The following is a 17,970-nucleotide window of genomic DNA, read 5'->3' on the forward strand; positions in this document are numbered from 1 at the left end:
CGCGTGGCCGAGACCCATGTGCTCTTCGTGGAGGACGACGACGTCATCCGCGAGGCCACGACGCTGGCGCTGGAACGCGACGGCTTCGTGGTCACCGCCATGCCCGACGGCCTGGCCGGCCTGGAGTCGTTCCGGGCGAACCGGCCCGACATCGCGCTGCTCGACGTGATGGTGCCCGGCATGGACGGCGTGAGCCTGTGCCGCCGCATCCGCGACGAGTCCACCGTCCCGGTGATCATGCTGTCCGCGCGGGCCGACTCCATCGATGTCGTCCTGGGCCTGGAGGCGGGCGCCGACGACTACGTCACCAAGCCGTTCGACGGCTCCGTCCTCGTGGCCCGGATCCGCGCCGTGCTGCGCCGCTTCGGCCACGCGAACGGTGTGCACGGCGGCGGCCCGGCGACCGGGGAACAGGACTCCGGCGAGCGCGGGGTACTGACCTTCGGCGACCTGGAGGTCGACACCGAGGGCATGGAGGTGCGCAAGGCGGGCGCCCCCGTGGCCCTGACCCCCACCGAGATGCGGCTGCTGCTGGAGTTCTCCTCCGCGCCCGGCACCGTCCTCTCGCGGGACCGGCTGCTGGAGCGGGTCTGGGACTACGACTGGGGCGGCGACACCCGCGTCGTGGACGTCCACGTCCAGCGGCTGCGCACCAAGATCGGACAGGACCGGATCGAAACGGTCCGGGGCTTCGGATACAAGCTCAAGGCATGAAACGGTTCTCGCTGTGAAACGGTTCACCCTGCGCACCGGGATCCGCTGGAAGATCGCCCTCGCCGTCGCCGCGGTCGGTGCGCTGACCGCCGTCGCGCTGAGCCTGGTGGTGCACAGCGCTGCCCGCGTGTCGATGCTGGAGAGCGCCCGCGAGGTGCAGCTGGACCGCGTGCAGTTCATCTCCCGCAACGCCGAGGCCGGCCGCAAGCCCCCCATGGGCGCCAAGCTCAACGACCCCGACCTGCCGGCCGAGCTGCGCGAGAAGGCGCGCAGCGGGCGGCGCGGGACCTACGTCCAGGAGAACCCCAAGGGGCTCCCGGAGGTGTGGGCGGCCGTACCGCTCGGCAACGGGCAGGTGGTGTCGCTGCACACCCAGTTCCGTGAGAGCGCCAACATGGTGCGCGACCTGGACCGGGCGCTGGTCGTCGGCTCGCTGTCCGTGGTGCTCGCCGGCTCCGCGCTGGGCGTGCTCATCGGCGGGCAGATCTCGCGCCGGCTGCGCAAGGCCGCCGCCGCCGCGCAACGGGTGGCGCACGGGGATCCCGACGTACGGGTACGGGACGCGGTCGGCGGTGTCGTACGGGACGAGACGGACGACCTGGCGCGGGCGGTGGACGCCATGGCAGACACCCTCCAGCAGCGGTTGGAGGCCGAGCGGCGGGTGACCGCCGACATCGCGCACGAGCTGCGCACCCCGGTGACGGGCCTGCTCACGGCGGCGGAACTGCTGCCTCCGGGCCGGCCGACCGAGCTGGTGCGGGACCGGGCCCAGGCGATGCGGGCGCTGGTCGAGGACGTGCTGGAGGTGGCCCGGCTGGACAGCGCCTCGGAGCGGGCCGAACTCCAGGACGTGGCGCTGGGCGAGTTCGTGACCCGGCGGGTGAAGGCGCTGATGCCTGAGGCGTCGGTACGGGTCGTGGCGGACGAGATCGTCAGCACCGATCCGCGCCGCCTGGAGCGGATCCTGGGCAACCTGCTGGCCAATGCCGGCCGGTACGGGCAGCCGCCGGTGCAGGTCGACATCGAGGGACGGGTGGTACGCGTACGCGACCACGGGCCGGGCTTCCCCGAGGCGCTGCTGCGCGAGGGGCCGAGCCGTTTCCGTACGGGGTCCACGGACCGGGCCGGGGTCGGGCACGGGCTGGGGCTGACCATCGCGGAGGGGCAGGCGCGGGTCCTGGGCGCCCGGCTGACGTTCCGCAACGTGGCGGCGCGGGGCGGCGCGGCGGGCGAGGGCGCGGCCGCCGGGGCGGTGGCGGTGCTGTGGCTGCCGGAGCACGCGCCGACGGCGACGGGCAGTTTCCCGATCATCAAGCCGCAGGCGTAGCCCGGCGCCGGGGGCTTGATCCGGATCGGTTCCCGATCGGGACCTGCGGGCGTTCGCTCCGTACCGCTGATGTCTTAGCATCCGTGGAATGACCGACGGTACGAATCCCAACAGCAGCCCGCAGCCCGAGCAGCCCGCCCCGGGGAGCGGCGGCTACGGGTTCCCGCCGGGAACTCCGGCCTCCGGTGGCTACGGCTTCCCGCCCGGGGCTCCCGGCGGGCAGCCGGCGCCGGGCGGCTTCGGCCCCCCGCCGCAGCCGGGCGGGTACGGGTACCCGCAGCAGCCGGACGGATACGGGTACCCGCAGCAGCCGCAGCCGGGCCCGTACCAGCAGGGCCCCTACCCGCAGGGCCAGCAGGCCCAGCCCCCGCAGCAGCCCCTCCCGATCCCGGCCCAGACCTCGCAGCCCGACTGGGACGCGCTCGCGGACCGCTCGGCGGCGGCGCGGCGCAAGAAGCGGCTCTGGCTGATCGTCGGCGGGGTGAGCGTGATGGCGCTGCTCGCCGCCGGAGGAACGTTCCTGCTGCTCGGTGGCGGCAAGGACGACGAGGCGGCCAAGGGCGGCGAGGACAAGCCCTCCGCGTCCCCCACGCAGAACCAGCCGCCCACCGACCTCACCCCGACCGTGCCGGGCGACCAGACGACCATCCGGGACCTGAGCGGCAAGTCCAACCTCAAGATGGGTCCCGACGCCGGGGTCTTCCCGATCGACAAGCGCTACGAGGTCCGGCTCAAGAACAACGCGAACTCGTTCGCCGAGTCCCAGCAGCGCGTCGTCGACACGTCCAAGAGCTTCACCGTCGTGGCCCGCGTCTGGAACCGGGTCCCCAAGGGGCGCCAGATCGCCATCAGCCAGGGCAACGAGAAGTCGTTCTCCTTCGAGCTCGGCCTGGACGAGGTGAACGGCAAGCCGGTCTGGATCTTCCGCGTGCAGACCGGCGACCAGGGCGCCGAGACCACCACCACGACGGTCTCGGGCGTGAGCGCGAAGATGGAGAGGACGTTCTCGGAGCTGACGGCGACCTACGACGCACCGAGCAAGAAGATCACGCTGTACGTGAACGGCAAGAAGGCGGAGGAGGCGACGGTGGCCTCCGGCATCTTCCCGGCCCCCGGCCCGCTGGAGATCGGCCGCTCCCGCCACCAGGACAACTGGACCGCCGCCTGGAACGGCGCCATGGACAGCCTGCGCATCTACGACGTGGCCCTGCCGCAGTACCGCATCGACGCCCTCAAGGCGGGCAAGCTCGACCCGGTGGCCCGCCCGACGGCTTCCTGGCTCCTGTACTGAGTCCCCTCGCCGGGGCGGGGGCCGAGTAACGCCCCCGCCCGGCGGGACGGGACTCAGACGGTGATGCCGACCTTGCGGAGGAAGGCGACCGGGTTCACGGCCGAGCCGTAGTTCGGGGTCGTGCGGATCTCGAAGTGCAGGTGCGGGCCCGTGGAGTTCCCGGTGTTGCCGGACAGGCCGATCTGCGCGCCCATCGCGACCTTCTGGCCGATCTTGACCTGGATCCGCGAGAGGTGGGCGTACTGGGAGTACGTGTTGTTCGCGTGCCGGATCACGATGGCGTTGCCGTACGCCGGGCCGTCGCCGCCGCCGTTCGGGCCGGCCTTGACGACCACGCCCGCGCTGGCCGCGTGCACCGGGGTGCCGATCGGGCAGGCGAAGTCCTGGCCGGAGTGCTTGTGCGCCCACAGGCCGCCGGCCTGGGCGAAGGTCGCGGAGAGCGTGTAGCGGGCGACCGGCTTGTTCCAGCTGACCGCCGTCTTCGCGGCCACCGGCTTGGCGGCCGCGGGCTTCACGGCGGTGGCGGCGGCCTGCGCCTGGGCCTTCGCCTGGGCGGCCACCAGCTGGGCGGTACCGGTGAGGGCGCTGTTGGCCTCGTCGGCGAAGGCGGCGGACGTCCCGGCCCCGAGAGCCAGTGCCGCACCGAGACCGGTGGCGACGAGGGCGAGACGGGTACGACGGGTGCTGACGCGCTTCGCGGACATGCGGGGACCTCCGGGGCCGGGAACAGGGCAACAAGCCGCCCGGCGCGCTCGGCTGCTGCCGACGTACCGGGCTTGGCTCGCCCACTTTGGTAACCCGGCCCCCCGCTCCCGCCCAAACCGCCCCTTTACTACCCAAGCTCGTAGATGTGGACGAGGCGCCCAACCCTGTTGACCGCTCCCCAGCAGGGTGAAGTCATGGACAAAACGGACACTCGATCTACGAAAGGTGGTAGGAGGTCCGATTTGCCCTGTGCGGCTTGTCACCGCCGTGAGGGCGTGTACGGGCCGCCTTGCGGGGCAGGACGCCGCCCACCGCGGGGCACGGCGCGGCCCACCTTGCGGGGCACGGCGCCGCCCGCCCCCACACGGACAAAAGGGCGGCCCCGGGACCTTTCGGTCCCGGGGCCGCCCTTCACACCGCTACGGGCGCCTCGCGCTCACGCGCCCTTGGAGAGGTCCGGGCCGGAGCCCGTCGCCTCGATCGGAGGCATGTCCGGCAGAGCCGTCTTCTCCTCGCCCCGGAAGGTGAACTTGGCGTCTTCGCCCTCACCCTCCACACCCACGACCACGATGTGACCGGGGCGCAGCTCGCCGAAGAGGATCTTCTCCGACAGCATGTCCTCGATCTCGCGCTGGATGGTCCGGCGCAGCGGGCGGGCACCCATGATCGGGTCGTAGCCGCGCTTGGCCAGGAGCTGCTTCGCCTCGCCGCTGAGCTCGATGCCCATGTCGCGGTCCTTGAGGCGCTCGTCCACCTTGGCGATCATCAGGTCGACGATCTGGATGATGTCTTCCTGCGTGAGCTGGTGGAAGACGACCGTGTCGTCGACACGGTTGAGGAACTCGGGCCGGAAGTGCTGCTTGAGCTCTTCGTTGACCTTCGCCTTCATCCGGTCGTATCCGGTCTTGGTGTCGCCCTGGGCCGCGAAGCCCAGGTTGAAGCCCTTCGAGATGTCCCGCGTACCCAGGTTGGTCGTCATGATGATGACCGTGTTCTTGAAGTCCACGACCCGGCCCTGGGAGTCGGTCAAGCGACCGTCCTCCAGGATCTGGAGAAGGGAATTGAAGATATCCGGGTGCGCCTTCTCGACCTCGTCGAAGAGGACGACGGAGAACGGCTTCCGGCGGACCTTCTCGGTCAGCTGGCCGCCCTCTTCGTAGCCCACGTAGCCGGGGGGCGAACCGAAGAGACGGGAAACCGTGTGCTTCTCGCTGAACTCCGACATGTCGAGGGAGATCAGCGCGTCCTCGTCGCCGAAGAGGAATTCGGCGAGCGTCTTGGAGAGCTCGGTCTTACCGACGCCCGAGGGGCCGGCGAAGATGAACGAGCCACCGGGACGCTTCGGGTCCTTGAGACCCGCACGGGTACGGCGGATCGCCTGCGAGAGGGCCTTGATGGCGTCCTTCTGGCCGATGACGCGACGGTGGAGCTCGTCCTCCATGCGCAGGAGCCGCGAGGACTCCTCCTCGGTCAGCTTGAAGACGGGAATGCCGGTCGCGGTCGCGAGGACTTCGGCGATGAGCTCGCCGTCGACCTCGGCGACGACGTCCATGTCGCCGGCCTTCCATTCCTTCTCGCGCTTGGCCTTCGCCGCCAGCAGCTGCTTCTCCGAATCACGGAGGGAGGCCGCCTTCTCGAAGTCCTGGGAGTCGATGGCCGACTCCTTGTCGCGACGGACGTTCGCGATCTTCTCGTCGAACTCGCGGAGGTCCGGCGGTGCGGTCATCCGGCGGATGCGCATCCGGGAGCCGGCCTCGTCGATCAGGTCGATCGCCTTGTCCGGCAGGAAGCGGTCCGAGATGTAGCGGTCCGCGAGGGTGGCCGCCTGCACGAGGGCCTCGTCCGTGATGGAGACGCGGTGGTGGGCCTCGTAGCGGTCGCGCAGGCCCTTGAGGATCTCGATCGTGTGGGGGAGGGAAGGCTCCGCCACCTGGATCGGCTGGAAACGGCGCTCCAGCGCCGCGTCCTTCTCGAGGTGCTTGCGGTACTCGTCCAGGGTCGTGGCACCGATGGTCTGGAGCTCACCACGGGCCAGCATGGGCTTGAGGATGCTGGCGGCATCGATCGCGCCCTCGGCGGCACCCGCACCCACGAGGGTGTGGAGCTCGTCGATGAACAGGATGATGTCGCCGCGGGTGCGGATCTCCTTGAGCACCTTCTTGAGGCGCTCCTCGAAGTCACCGCGGTAGCGGGAACCGGCGACCAGGGCGCCCAGGTCGAGGGTGTAGAGGTGCTTGTCCTTGAGGGTCTCGGGCACCTCGCCCTTGACGATGGCCTGGGCCAGGCCCTCGACGACGGCAGTCTTGCCGACGCCGGGCTCGCCGATGAGCACCGGGTTGTTCTTGGTCCGGCGGGACAGCACCTGCATGACCCGCTCGATCTCCTTCTCGCGCCCGATGACCGGGTCGAGCTTGGATTCGCGGGCAGCCTGGGTGAGGTTGCGGCCGAACTGGTCGAGGACGAGCGAGGTCGAGGGGGTTCCCTCGGCCGGGCCGCCTGCCGTGGCCGACTCCTTGCCGCCTCCGGAGTAACCGGAGAGCAGCTGGATGACCTGCTGCCGGACCCTGTTCAGATCGGCGCCCAGCTTCACGAGGACCTGGGCGGCGACGCCCTCGCCCTCGCGGATCAGGCCGAGCAGGATGTGCTCGGTGCCGATGTAGTTGTGGCCGAGCTGGAGGGCCTCTCGGAGCGAAAGCTCCAGGACCTTCTTCGCCCGCGGGGTGAAGGGGATGTGGCCGGACGGGGCCTGCTGCCCCTGACCGATGATCTCCTCAACCTGCTGGCGAACAGCCTCGAGCGAAATCCCGAGGCTCTCCAGGGCCTTAGCGGCGACACCCTCACCCTCGTGGATCAAGCCCAGGAGGATGTGCTCGGTGCCGATGTAGTTGTGGTTGAGCATCCGGGCTTCTTCCTGAGCCAGGACGACAACCCGCCGCGCGCGGTCGGTGAACCTCTCGAACATCGTTTATCGCTCCTCAGAGCGGTCGGGCAGTTCGGGGTCGGTCCCCGCCCTGTCCTTCCGCATGCTAGTCCCGCGGGGCGGGACAGCTCATTCCAACTGCCGACATCCGTCCGCGGCTCACCCTCACGTTCTGTGGGAAAACCGGCCGCAAGAGCCGACAACTGCTCCAACCCGATGGTGCGAGACGATGTTCCCGCAGGCCAGGCAGATACCCGTCACACGTGTACGCCGATGGCGAACGGAACCCCCTCGAAGGCCGTTCACCTCGCCGTGTCGCCCCTATCCACTAGGAATGTCTTACCCCTAAGGACGGACGGTCCATGCCGGGGACCACGGTTGTCTCCGCTACGGGCGAACAGGCTTCCGTCTTCGAATGTGGGACGGAGCGTGCCGGATGTTTACGTTCCGTATTCTTCCGTACGCATCGCGTAACCCGGAGCGCAATCCGCAGTTGCTCGGGACATGGCACTCACCGCCGCCGGGAACGCCCTCGGCCTCGCCGCCGTCCCGCCGCCCCGGACCGCGCCCGGAGCGGAGTCCTACGCCGCCTGGTACGCCCGGGTACCCGGCTGGACCCTGGCCGCCGCCGCGCCCGCCCGGCTCGCCACCGGGACGGTGTTCGACGTACTGGAGCTGCCGGCCGACGCGGGGACGCAGGTGCTGCGACGTCGGGTCGCCACCGGGCCGGTGGCCGTCGCGGGCCGCCGGATGCGGTTCCTGGTGGCCCCGGGGGGCGCGGAGGAGCTGGACGGGCTCCTCGACTGGCTGGAATGGGGCGGGGTGGACCTCGACCTCACCGCGCTCGGGGAGGGGGGTCTGATCACCGCCCCGGCGCCTCCCGGACAGCACGCGGCGCACGGCCCCCGGGGGGCCGCAGTGTGGCTGCGGCCCCCCGAGCAGGGGTGCGAGGCATCACTGCCCGCCCTGCCCGGTCCCGGGCAGGGCGCCGGACCCGATCTCGTACGCCTGGTCGCCGCGGCGGCGACCGAGTGCCACAGGGCACGCCTGCGGCGGCGTACGGCCCCGGCGGGGCGGGCCGGCGCCGTCGGTCAGGCCCGGTTCTCGTAGGCCTCGCGGATCTCGGCGGGGACGCGGCCGCGGTCGTTGACCGTGAGGCCCTTGGCCTTCGCCCACGCGCGGATCTCCGCGGTGTCCGGGTTGCCGGACGTGGCGGCGGCGCGGCCCTTGGAACGGCCCGCGGCGGCACGGCCACCGGTGCGGCGACCGCTCTTGGTGTAAGGGTCGAGCAGGCCGCGAAGCTTTTCAGCATTGGCGGCGGTGAGGTCGATCTCGTAGGTCTTGCCGTCCAGAGCGAACGTCACCGTCTCGTCCGCCTCGCCACCGTCGAGGTCGTCGACAAGAAGGACCTGAACCTTCTGTGCCACCGGATTTCCTTTCATCGAAAATGCAGTACGCGGAAAGGAAACCGCTTTTGCCGGGAAAACACAAACCCCCGGTGAGAGGTTCAAGGCCGCCGCACAGCGGGAAACGTACGCGATTCGGACATAGGCCACAGGCGTGCGGAGCCCGTAAAAGCGGCTCTGATCGAGCACCCACGGATCAGAGGTGCAGAAGCATCCGACTGTTGCCCAAGGTGTTCGGCTTCACTCGTTCGAGACCGAGGAACTCGGCGACGCCCTCGTCATAGGAACGCAGGAGCTCCATGTAGACATCGGTCTCCACCGCGGTCTCCCCGATCTCGACGAAGCCGTGCTTCGCGAAGAAGTCCACTTCGAAGGTGAGGCAAAAAACCCGGCTCACGCCGAGCCGGCGCGCGGTCTCCAACAACTGGGCCAGCACCCGATGCCCTACGCCGGCCCCCTTCAAGGCGCGGTCGACGGCGAGAGTGCGTACTTCGGCGAGGTCTTCCCACATCACGTGGAGAGCGCCGCAGCCCACGACCTGGCCGTCGCCGTCGCGTTCCGCGACCCAGAACTCCTGGATGTCCTCGTAAAGGACCACGGGGGCTTTGTCCAGCAGGATGCGCTGCTGCACGTACTGGTCGAGCAGACGGCGCAGCGCGGGAACGTCGCTCGTGCGCGCGCGGCGGATGGTCACTGATTTAGCGTCTTCGGTGGAAAACTCTCCCATGCGGTGACGCTATCGCCCCGGCTCGGACGGCCGCTCGCCGGTCTGCTGCCCGGCTTCCGCGGCCGGTGGGGCCGGCGTTTCGGCGACGGCGCGTTCCGCCGGTTCCGCGGGCGCCTCGTCGTCGTGGCCGACGATCCGTACGGCGTCCCGGAGGGCTTCCCGCTGTTCCTGGGACATCATGCCGAAGAAGGCCACGAGGGCGGCCGCCGGGTTGTCGCTGGTCGACCAGGCCTCGTTCATCAGGGCGGCCGAGTAGGCGGCTCGGGTGGAGACCGCCGTATAGCGATAGGCGCGGCCCTCGGCTTCCCGCCGGACCCAGCCCTTCTGATGGAGGTTGTCCATAACGGTCATGACCGTGGTGTACGCGATGGACCGTTCCTGCTGAAGGTCTTCCAGGACTTCACGAACGGTGACCGGGCGGTTCCACTGCCACACCCGTGTCATCACGGCGTCTTCGAGTTCTCCCAAGGGGCGAGGCACAACAGCACGATAGTGCGGGTTGTGGGGAATTGCCCGACTATTCGGAAGGCAACGCGCGACAAATGTGGGGGCCCCGACTCGGTCGGGGCCCCCACGGGAGTTCTCCGGGTCAGTTCCCGGTCTGCCGGGCCGCCTCGGCGCGGGCGAGTACGGCGTCCACCGCCGCGTCTTCCTTTGCCTTGTTGGCGCCGCCCTGGCTCTTCACGATCGTCTTGACGAGGAAGACGAAGAACACGGCCATCACGAAGGGGGGCACGAGCGCGGAAACGTAGTCCATGCCCACCAGCGTAGCTATCCCGCCGCGCGGTCGTCCTTCGGGGGCGGGGTCGGCTTGCGGCGCGGCGGGAAGACCTCACCCGGAGTGGGGACGGGCCGGTCCGGGTGCGGGGCCGGCTTCCCGCCCGGCTGCGCGGGCTTCTCGGCGGGCTGCGCGGGCTTCTCGGCGGGCCGGGGCGCCGGGCGGGGCGCGGGCCCCGGTTCGGGGCGCCGCTCCTCCTCGCGGCCGCCGGCCAGGGCCAGCAGGCGGGTCCGGGGCGCGGGCGTGGTGGAGAACCGGCGGCGTACGGAGCGCTCCGCGACCGTCTGGGCCCGCTCCAGCACCGCGGCGGCGACCGGGTTGGCGCGCAGCGCCCGCAGTGCGGCGAGGTCGTCGGGGACGGGCTCGTAGCCGGCGGCCAGGGCGTCCTGGAGCAGCTCCAGGTACCCGGGCAGGCTGCCCGGGAGGGCGGCTCTGTAGCGGGCCAGGTCGGCGAGGAGGAACTCTCTGAGCCGCCCCGCCTCCTGCACCGCGTCGTCCACCGACGCCGCGAGGCGCAGGCAGTCCTGGACCTCGCCGGCCGTCAGGGGGGCCGGGGAGGACTGGAGGGCGTGGGCGAGCGAACGCCTGAGCAGGTGCAGCTCAGCAGCGCTGAACGCCATGCCGCCGCGGGAACCGTAGGGCGTGGGCATGGGGCGAAGATACGCGCTAATCGGACAAAATCCCCCGATGTGGGCTCTTCCCGGCGCGCCGGGGTTCTTCGCGGGCGCGCGCTACGGCTGCGCCTTGACCGCTTCCAGGAAGGCGGCCCAGGCGGCGTGGGTGGTGGCCAGGACCAGGTGCGCCGGGTCCGCGCGGTCCGCGACGCGGACCAGGACGCCGGGGGCCGAGGCGACGTAGACGCACGCGTCGCCGTCGCCGCAGTAGGACGACTTCTGCCAGGTGAGCCGAGCGGTCGCGGTCATGGTGGTCTCCTCCGCCGGGGAAGGGTTCGGGTGTTTCCCGGAGGGACGGTAACCCCGCCGGGCGCGCGTTCCGGCCATTTCGGGGAAATTCCTTGCCGGGGAATTCGCCGGCCGGCCACACGACGGGCCCGTCCGCCCGACGCCGGCTCCCGGCGGGGCGCCCCGCCGGAGGCCCGTGCCGGTCCGGTCGGCCGGGGCCGGCCGGAGCGCGCGCCCGTCGGCCCGGGGCCGTGCGGGGCGCTGCCGGAGCGCGCCGGGCGACGCGCGGCGGGGGGGCCACCGGGCCGGGCTGCGGCGGGGCGGGGCCGGGTCAGTCGAAGTTGGGCGCGTTGCGTTCGTAGACCAGGCGCAGGCCGATCAGCGTCAGCCACGGTTCGTGGTCGTCGATCGCCGAGGACTCGCCGAGGACCATCGGGGCCAGGCCGCCCGTCGCGATGACGCGTACGTCGTCCGGCTCGCCGTGCGGGCCGGCCAGCTCCTTGGCCATGCGCGCGACGACACCGTCCACCTGGCCCGCGAAGCCGTACACCACGCCCGACTGCATCGCCTCGACCGTGGACTTGCCGATCACGTTGCGCGGGCGGGCCAGCTCGATCTTGCGCAGCTGGGCGCCCCGGACGCCCAGCGCCTCCATCGAGATCTCGATGCCCGGGGCGATCACGCCGCCCACGTACTCGCCCTTCGCCGACACCGCGTCGAAGGTCGTCGCCGTACCGAAGTCGACCACGATCGCCGGTCCGCCGTAGAGCTCGACGGCGGCGACCGCGTTGATGATGCGGTCCGCGCCGACCTCCTTCGGGTTGTCCATCAGGATCGGCACGCCGGTCTTGATGCCGGGCTCCACCAGCACCGCGGGCACGTCACCGTAGTACCGGCGGGTGACCTCGCGGAGCTCGTGCAGCACCGAGGGGACCGTCGAGCAGATCGCGATGCCGTGGATCCCGTCGCCCAGTTCGGTGCCGAGCATCGGGTGCGTACCCATCAGACCCTGCATCAGGACGGCCATCTCGTCGGCCGTGCGGCGCGGGTCGGTCGAGATGCGCCAGTGCTCGACGATCTCGTCACCGTCGAACAGGCCCAGAACCGTATGGGTGTTGCCGACGTCGATGGTGAGGAGCATCGGTTACACCGCCTCGCGCAGATCGAGGCCGATGTCGAGGATCGGCGAGGAGTGCGTCAGCGCGCCGACCGCGAGGTAGTCCACACCGGTCAGGGCGTAGTCGCGGGCGGTGTCCAGGGTGAGCCGGCCCGAGGACTCCAGGGTGGCGCGGCCGGCGACGAGGGCGACCGCCTCGGCCGTCTGGGCCACCGTGAAGTTGTCCAGCAGGATCAGGTCGGCGCCCGCCTCCAGGACCTCGCCGATCTGCTCCAGGGTGTCGACCTCGACCTCGATCGGGACCTCCGGGAAGGCCTCGCGCACGGCGGTGAACGCCTGCGCGACACCGCCCGCCGCGACGACGTGGTTGTCCTTGACGAGCGCCGCGTCCGACAGGGACATGCGGTGGTTGACGCCGCCGCCGCATCGGACCGCGTACTTCTCCAGCGCGCGCAGGCCCGGCGTGGTCTTGCGGGTGTCGCGGACCTTGGCCGTCGTGCCCTCCAGGGCGTCCGCCCAGCGGCGGGTGGCGGTCGCGATGCCGGACATCCGGCACAGGATGTTCAGCGCGCTGCGCTCGGCGGTCAGCAGGTCGCGGGTGCGGGAGCGTACGGACAGCAGCAGCTGGCCGGCCTTGACGGCGTCGCCGTCCTCCGCGTGCCGCTCCACCTCGAACGCCTCGGTGCACACCATCGAGAACACGGCCTCGGCGACGCGCAGACCGGCCACGACGCCGTCCTCGCGGGCCACGAAGTCCGCGACGGCCTCCGCCTCTTCGGGCACGGTGGCGACGGTGGTGACGTCGACCCCGCCGTCCAGGTCCTCGGACAGCGCCATGTGCGCGATGTCCTCGACCTCGATCGGGTCCAGGCCGGCGTCGGTCAGCAGCTGGGCCAGCGCCGGGTCCAGGCCGGACTCCTCGCCCTCACCGCAGGCACAGTCGTCGCCGCAACCGCCCTCCGACCGCTCGATGAGGGGAAGTTCGTCGTGCTGGTGGTCGTGCTCGTGCGTGCTCACGCTGACTGCTCCATGCTGTCGTTGAGGAGAGGGTGTTGTACGGATGGGAAGTCCGCGGAGTCGGTGGGCGTGACGACCAGGGCCCGCTTCTCGGTCGCGGAGAGCCGGACGACGAGGTGGCGCCGCCAGTTCGCGTCGTCCCGGTCGGGGTGGTCCTCGCGCCAGTGGCAGCCGCGGGTCTCCTCGCGCCGCCGCGCGGCGGCGACCAGGACCCGGGCCACGCACAGGAGGTTGGTGGCCTCCCAGGTGTCGACGCCCGGTTCGGCGGTCTTGCCGTGCGTCTCGAGCTCGCCCAGCGCGGCCGCGTACAGGTCTTCGAGCGCGGCGGCGGCCCCGGCGAGGGAGCCGGCCGAGCGCAGGACCCCCGCGCCGTCCGTCATGATGCGCTGGATCTCGTAGCGCGCCCCGGAGGGCTGGAGCGGGCCGGTGGCGGGGACGGGGACGACCGGGGCGCCCACGGCGGGCGGGTGGGCGACGATGTCCTCGGCGATGCGCTCGGCGAAGACCAGGCCCTCCAGCAGGGAGTTGGAGGCGAGCCGGTTCGCGCCGTGCACGCCGGTGCAGGCGACCTCGCCGCAGGCGTACAGGCCGGGGACCGTGGTGCGGCCGTGCAGGTCGGTCCGTACGCCGCCGGACGCGTAGTGGGCGGCGGGCGCGACCGGGATGGGCTCGGTGACCGGGTCGATGCCGTGGGCGCGGCAGGCGGCGAGGATGGTGGGGAAGCGCTGCTCCCACATCTCGGCGCCGAAGTGCCGGGCGTCCAGGTACATGTGCCGGGTGCCCTGTTCCTGCATGCGGCGCATGATGCCCTTGGCGACGATGTCGCGCGGGGCGAGTTCGGCGAGCTCGTGCTGGCCCACCATGAAGCGCACCCCGTCGGCGTCGACGAGGTGGGCGCCCTCGCCGCGGACCGCCTCCGACACCAGCGGCTGCTGGCCCTCGGCGTCCGGTCCCAGGAACAGCACCGTCGGGTGGAACTGCACGAACTCCAGGTCGGAGACCTCGGCGCCGGCGCGCAGGGCGAGGGCCACGCCGTCGCCCGTGGAGACGGCCGGGTTGGTGGTGGCGGAGAAGACCTGGCCCATGCCGCCTGTCGCGAGGATCACGGCCGGGGCGTGGACGGCGCCGACGCCGTCGTGCTGGCCTTCGCCCATGACGTGCAGGGTGACGCCGGCCGTACGCCCTTCGGCGTCCTGGAGGAGGTCCAGTACGAGCGCGTTCTCGACGGTGCGGATACCGGCCGCCTGGACGGCCTCGACCAGGGCCCGGGAGATCTCGGCGCCCGTCGCGTCGCCGCCCGCGTGCGCGATCCGGCGTCGGTGGTGGCCGCCTTCGCGGGTCAGCTCGATCTCGCCCGTCTCGGCGGACGTGTCGAAGACGGCGCCGGACTCCATGAGGCGGCCCACCGCGCCCGGGCCCTCGGTGACGAGCAGCCGTACGGCGGCCTCGTCGCACAGGCCCGCCCCGGCGACCAGGGTGTCGTCCAGGTGCTGCTCGGGTGTGTCGCCCTCGCCGAGGGCGGCCGCGATGCCGCCCTGTGCCCAGCGGGTGGAGCCGTCGTCGAGCCGGGCCTTGGTGACCACGACCGTACGGCGGCCCGCGGCGGCGCAGCGCAGCGCCACCGTCAGGCCCGCGACGCCCGAGCCGACGACCACGACATCGGCTTCGACGGCCCAGCCGGGGGCGGGGGCGTGCAGCCGTATGCCGGTGCCGGCGGTGGCTGTGCCTGGGGTGCTCACGTGTGTGCTCCGAACTCCAATGGGATGTTGTCGATCAGCCGGGTCGTGCCCACCTTCGCGGCGACGGCCAGAACGGCCTGACCGGTGAAGTCGGGGCCGACCTCGGTGAAGTCCTGCGGGTCCACCAGCGCCAGGTAGTCCAGGGCCAGCGGCGGGTCCTGGCGGCCGGCCTCCTCCAGGACGTGCCGGGCGGCCGCCCGTACGGCGTCGGGCAGGCTCTGGCCGGCGGCGGAGACCGCGACCGAGACGGCGTGCGCGTCGGCGGAGGCGCGGATCTCACCGAGCCGGGCCAGGCCGGTGGCCCGCTGGTCGCTGGCGGGGGCGGCCTCCGCGCGGGCGCAGAGCGCGGCCTGGGCGGCGAGCCGGTCGCGGCCCGCGAACAGGGCGTGGGACAGGGCCAGGGCCGTGCGGCGCTCGGCGGGCGAGAGGTAGCGGTTGCGGGAGGACAGGGCGAGGCCGTCCTCCTCGCGGACGGTGGGGACGCCCACCACGTCCACCGCGAAGTTGAGGTCGGTGACCATCCGCCGGATCAGGGCCAGCTGCTGCGCGTCCTTCTGGCCGAAGAGGGCCAGGTCGGGGCGGGTGAGGTGGAGCAGCTTGGCGACGACGGTGAGCATCCCGTCGAAGTGGCCGGGTCGGGTGGCCCCTTCGAGGCGGCCGCCCATGGGGCCGGCGCTGATCCGCACCTGGGGGTCGCCGCCGGGGTAGACCTCGTCGACGGACGGGGCGAATACGGCGTCGGCGCCCGCCGCGCGGGCGAGCGCGAGGTCGGCGTCGAGGGTGCGGGGGTAGCGGTCGAGGTCCTCGTTGGCCCCGAACTGGAGGGGATTGACGAAGACGGTGACGACGACCTGGCCGGTGGGACCGACGAGATCACGGGCGGCGCGGACCAAGGTGGCGTGGCCGTCGTGCAGGGCGCCCATGGTCATGACGACGGCGCGGCGGCCGGTGCGCGGGAGCCGGTGCAGCGCGTCCGCGGTGTCCAGCAGCAGGGGGTGCTCGGTCATCGGCCGTCGCCCTCGGGGTCGGTTTCGGAATCGGGGGCGGTCTCGCTCCCGGCGAGGGCCCCCAGCAGGTCCTCGGCGAGCTCGGGCTTGAGCAGACCGTGCGCCAGGGCGCGGTCGGCGGTGGTGCGGGCCATCGCGAGGTAGCCGGGGACGGCGGCCGGGGCGTGCCTGCGCAGCTCGGAGACGTGCGCGGCGACCGTACCGGCATCTCCGCGGGCCACCGGCCCGGTGAGCGCGGAGTCGCCGGAGCGCAGGGCGTTGTCCAGGGCCGCGCCGAGGAGGGGGCCGAGCATCCGGTCGGGGTGCTCGACGCCGGCCTTGCCCAGCAGCTCCATGGCCTGGGCGACCAGGGTGACCAGGTGGTTCGCGCCCAGGGCGAGGGCGGCGTGGTAGAGCGGACGGTTCTCCTCCGCGATCCACTCGGGCTCCCCGCCCATCTCGATGACCAGCGCCTCGGCGGCGAGCCGCAGCTCTTCGGGGGCGGTCACGCCGAAGGAGCAGCCGGCGAGGCGCTGCACGTCGACCTCGGTGCCGGTGAAGGTCATCGCGGGGTGCAGGGCCAGCGGCAGGGCGCCCGCGCGGCGGGCCGGGTCCAGGACGGCGGTCCCGTAGCGCCCGGAGGTGTGGACGAGGAGCTGGCCGGGGCGGATCGCACCCGTGTCGGCGAGCCCCTCGACGAGGCCGGGCAGGGCGTCGTCCGGGACGGTCAGGAGCACCAGGTCGGCGCGTTCGAACACCCGCTCGGCCGGGACGACCGGCACGTCGGGCAGCATTCGCGCGGCCCGGCGGCGGGAGGCGTCGGAGACGCCGGAGACGGCGACGGGGCGGTGCCCGGCCTGCTGGAGGGCGCGGGCCAGCGCGGGGCCGACCCGGCCGGCGCCGACGACGCCCACGGCGAGCCGGGCAGGGCGGTCGGACGGATCCCGGGGCTCCGTCTGATGGGCTGCGTTCACGCGGGGAATGCCTTCCGTTCCAGTCCGCGGGGGGTACCGGACGATACGCCGCCATGCTAGCCCCTGGGCGTGTCGGCCGGTCGGCGGTGGCCGGGCGATGATCGGGCCATGACGGATGACGAAGAACGGACGAAGCGGCTGGTGGCGGCGTGGCGCGGGGCCGACCGGGTGCTGTCGCGGAGCCTGCTGGAGCCGACGGTGGGCGAACTGCTGGCGACCCTGCCGGGGCTGGCGGAGGCGGACCCGGACGAGGGCGCCGACGTGTACGGCGACGGGGTGGTGGCCCGGCTGGAACAGCGTGTCGCGGAGCTGCTGGGGATGGAGGACGCGGCGTTCTTCCCGAGCGGGACGATGGCCCAGCAGGTTGCGCTGCGGTGCTGGGCGGGGCGGACCGGTAACCCGGTGGTGGCGCTGCACCCGATGAGCCACCCGGAGCTGTGGGAGGGGGGCGCGCTGTCGGTGGTGTCGGGGCTGCGGACGGTGCACCCGACGCGGGAGGCGCGGCAGCCGACGGCGCGGGAGGTCGCGGAGCTGGCGGAGCCGTTCGGCACGCTGATGCTGGAGCTGCCGCTGCGGGAGGCGGGGTTCCTGCTGCCGACGTGGGAGGAGCTGGTCGCGCTGGTGGAGGCGGCCCGCGAACGGGATGCGGTGGTCCACTTCGACGGGGCCCGGCTGTGGGAGTCGACGGTGCAGCTCGGGCGGCCGCTGCCGGAGATCGCGGGGCTCGCGGATTCGGTGTACGTCTCCTTCTACAAGTCGCTCGGGGGGCTGAGCGGGGCGGCGCTGGCGGGGCCGGCGGCGCTGGTCGGGGAGGCCCGGGTGTGGCGCCACCGGTACGGGGGCCAGATCTTCCGGCAGTTCCCGCAGGCGCTGTCCGCGCTGGCCGGGCTGGAGCGGGAGCTGCCGCGGCTGCCGTCGTACGTGGCCCAGGCGCGGGTGGTCGCGGCGGCGCTGCGGGAGGGCTTCGCGGAGGCGGGACTGCCGTGGTTCCGGGTGCACCCGGAGGTGCCGCACACGCACCAGTTCCAGGTGTGGCTGCCGTACGAGGCGGACCGGCTGACGGAGGCGGGGCTGCGGCAGGCGGAGTCGACCGGCCGCGTCCTGTTCCGCCGCTGGTCCCCCGCCGGCCCTCCGGCCGTGTCCCTGACGGAACTGGAGCTCACCTCCCCGTCCCTCTCCTGGACCCCGTCGGACATCCGCACGGCGGTCGCCGACTTCGCGTCCTACCTGTAGCCGCCCCCGTCCGCTACGACGACCAGCCCCGCCGCCACTCGAAGCGCGGGCCCGCACAACGCCCACCGCGCGGCGCCGCTGCGGGGGCCGGCCCCGAGCCCCCGCGCCTCAAACGCCGGCGGGCTGAACTCCCC

General features: G+C 72.4%; 18 protein-coding genes. 5 read left to right on the forward strand and 13 right to left on the reverse strand.

Annotated elements, in window-relative coordinates; all coding sequences use genetic code 11:
- Positions 1 to 3: 3 nt before the first annotated feature.
- From cseB to IE207_RS21670, 3 genes are all read left to right on the forward strand, one after another.
- Positions 4 to 714 carry a two-component system response regulator CseB gene (cseB, locus tag IE207_RS21660; protein ID WP_190185932.1) on the forward strand — a complete coding sequence of 237 codons (711 nt, stop codon included), beginning with the start codon at positions 4 to 6 and terminating at the stop codon, positions 712 to 714.
- A gap of 13 nt (positions 715 to 727) precedes the next feature.
- Positions 728 to 2,041 (forward strand): two-component system sensor histidine kinase CseC, encoded by a 1,314-nt coding sequence (gene cseC / locus IE207_RS21665; protein WP_190185933.1) that lies wholly within the window; start codon positions 728 to 730, stop codon positions 2,039 to 2,041.
- An 88-nt stretch (positions 2,042 to 2,129) separates the two neighbouring features.
- Positions 2,130 to 3,332, forward strand: a complete 1,203-nt coding sequence (locus IE207_RS21670) for a LamG domain-containing protein (RefSeq protein WP_190185934.1) — start codon at positions 2,130 to 2,132, stop codon at positions 3,330 to 3,332.
- A 53-nt stretch (positions 3,333 to 3,385) separates the two neighbouring features.
- Here the strand turns inward: IE207_RS21670 and IE207_RS21675 are convergent, their stop codons facing one another.
- Entirely contained in the window at positions 3,386 to 4,036 is a 651-nt protein-coding gene (locus IE207_RS21675) for a M23 family metallopeptidase (RefSeq protein WP_190185935.1), read from the reverse strand.
- A gap of 437 nt (positions 4,037 to 4,473) precedes the next feature.
- The gene (locus IE207_RS21680; protein ID WP_190185936.1) at positions 4,474 to 6,999 is read right to left on the reverse strand and encodes an ATP-dependent Clp protease ATP-binding subunit; all 2,526 of its coding nucleotides are present in this window, start codon (positions 6,997 to 6,999) and stop codon (positions 4,474 to 4,476) included.
- Positions 7,000 to 7,461: 462 nt separating this feature from the next.
- Between IE207_RS21680 and IE207_RS21685 the strand changes: the two genes are divergently transcribed.
- Complete coding sequence (locus IE207_RS21685) at positions 7,462 to 8,067, forward strand: SCO3374 family protein (protein ID WP_190185937.1); 606 nt, start codon at positions 7,462 to 7,464, stop codon at positions 8,065 to 8,067.
- Here the strand turns inward: IE207_RS21685 and IE207_RS21690 are convergent.
- From IE207_RS21690 to IE207_RS21740, 11 genes are all read right to left on the reverse strand, one after another.
- Positions 8,049 to 8,384, reverse strand: coding sequence for a histone-like nucleoid-structuring protein Lsr2 (locus tag IE207_RS21690; protein WP_190186103.1), 336 nt, complete (start codon positions 8,382 to 8,384; stop codon positions 8,049 to 8,051). The two genes, IE207_RS21685 and IE207_RS21690, sit on opposite strands and share 19 nt — an antisense overlap.
- A 175-nt stretch (positions 8,385 to 8,559) precedes the next feature.
- Complete coding sequence (locus IE207_RS21695; protein ID WP_190185938.1) at positions 8,560 to 9,090, reverse strand: amino-acid N-acetyltransferase; 531 nt, start codon at positions 9,088 to 9,090, stop codon at positions 8,560 to 8,562.
- Between the two features lie 9 nt (positions 9,091 to 9,099).
- Positions 9,100 to 9,570, reverse strand: coding sequence for a BlaI/MecI/CopY family transcriptional regulator (locus tag IE207_RS21700; protein WP_190185939.1), 471 nt, complete (start codon positions 9,568 to 9,570; stop codon positions 9,100 to 9,102).
- Between the two features lie 109 nt (positions 9,571 to 9,679).
- The gene (locus tag IE207_RS21705) at positions 9,680 to 9,847 is read right to left on the reverse strand and encodes a hypothetical protein (RefSeq protein ID WP_190185940.1); all 168 of its coding nucleotides are present in this window, start codon (positions 9,845 to 9,847) and stop codon (positions 9,680 to 9,682) included.
- Positions 9,848 to 9,861: 14 nt separating this feature from the next.
- Positions 9,862 to 10,488 (reverse strand): hypothetical protein, encoded by a 627-nt coding sequence (locus IE207_RS21710; protein WP_190186104.1) that lies wholly within the window; start codon positions 10,486 to 10,488, stop codon positions 9,862 to 9,864.
- 111 nt (positions 10,489 to 10,599) lie between these two features.
- Positions 10,600 to 10,791, reverse strand: coding sequence for a DUF397 domain-containing protein (locus tag IE207_RS21715; protein WP_190185941.1), 192 nt, complete (start codon positions 10,789 to 10,791; stop codon positions 10,600 to 10,602).
- 310 nt (positions 10,792 to 11,101) lie between these two features.
- Positions 11,102 to 11,911 (reverse strand): type III pantothenate kinase, encoded by an 810-nt coding sequence (locus IE207_RS21720; protein ID WP_190185942.1) that lies wholly within the window; start codon positions 11,909 to 11,911, stop codon positions 11,102 to 11,104.
- Positions 11,912 to 11,914: 3 nt separating this feature from the next.
- Entirely contained in the window at positions 11,915 to 12,904 is a 990-nt protein-coding gene (nadC, locus tag IE207_RS21725) for a carboxylating nicotinate-nucleotide diphosphorylase (protein ID WP_190185943.1), read from the reverse strand.
- On the reverse strand, positions 12,901 to 14,643 hold the full coding sequence (locus tag IE207_RS21730) for an L-aspartate oxidase (RefSeq protein ID WP_190185944.1): 1,743 nt from the start codon (positions 14,641 to 14,643) through the stop codon (positions 12,901 to 12,903). Before IE207_RS21730 ends, nadC begins: the two co-directional genes overlap by 4 nt.
- Positions 14,640 to 15,650 carry a pantoate--beta-alanine ligase gene (gene panC, locus IE207_RS21735; protein ID WP_190185945.1) on the reverse strand — a complete coding sequence of 337 codons (1,011 nt, stop codon included), beginning with the start codon at positions 15,648 to 15,650 and terminating at the stop codon, positions 14,640 to 14,642. The genes IE207_RS21730 and panC overlap by 4 nt, the downstream gene beginning before the upstream one ends.
- The gene (locus IE207_RS21740; protein ID WP_190185946.1) at positions 15,647 to 16,603 is read right to left on the reverse strand and encodes a Rossmann-like and DUF2520 domain-containing protein; all 957 of its coding nucleotides are present in this window, start codon (positions 16,601 to 16,603) and stop codon (positions 15,647 to 15,649) included. Before IE207_RS21740 ends, panC begins: the two co-directional genes overlap by 4 nt.
- A 108-nt stretch (positions 16,604 to 16,711) precedes the next feature.
- Between IE207_RS21740 and IE207_RS21745 the strand changes: the two genes are divergently transcribed.
- On the forward strand, positions 16,712 to 17,836 hold the full coding sequence (locus tag IE207_RS21745) for a threonine aldolase family protein (RefSeq protein ID WP_190185947.1): 1,125 nt from the start codon (positions 16,712 to 16,714) through the stop codon (positions 17,834 to 17,836).
- The last annotated feature ends 134 nt before the right edge of the window (positions 17,837 to 17,970 follow it).

The organism is Streptomyces cirratus, assembly GCF_014650775.1.
GTDB lineage: Bacteria > Actinomycetota > Actinomycetes > Streptomycetales > Streptomycetaceae > Streptomyces > Streptomyces cirratus.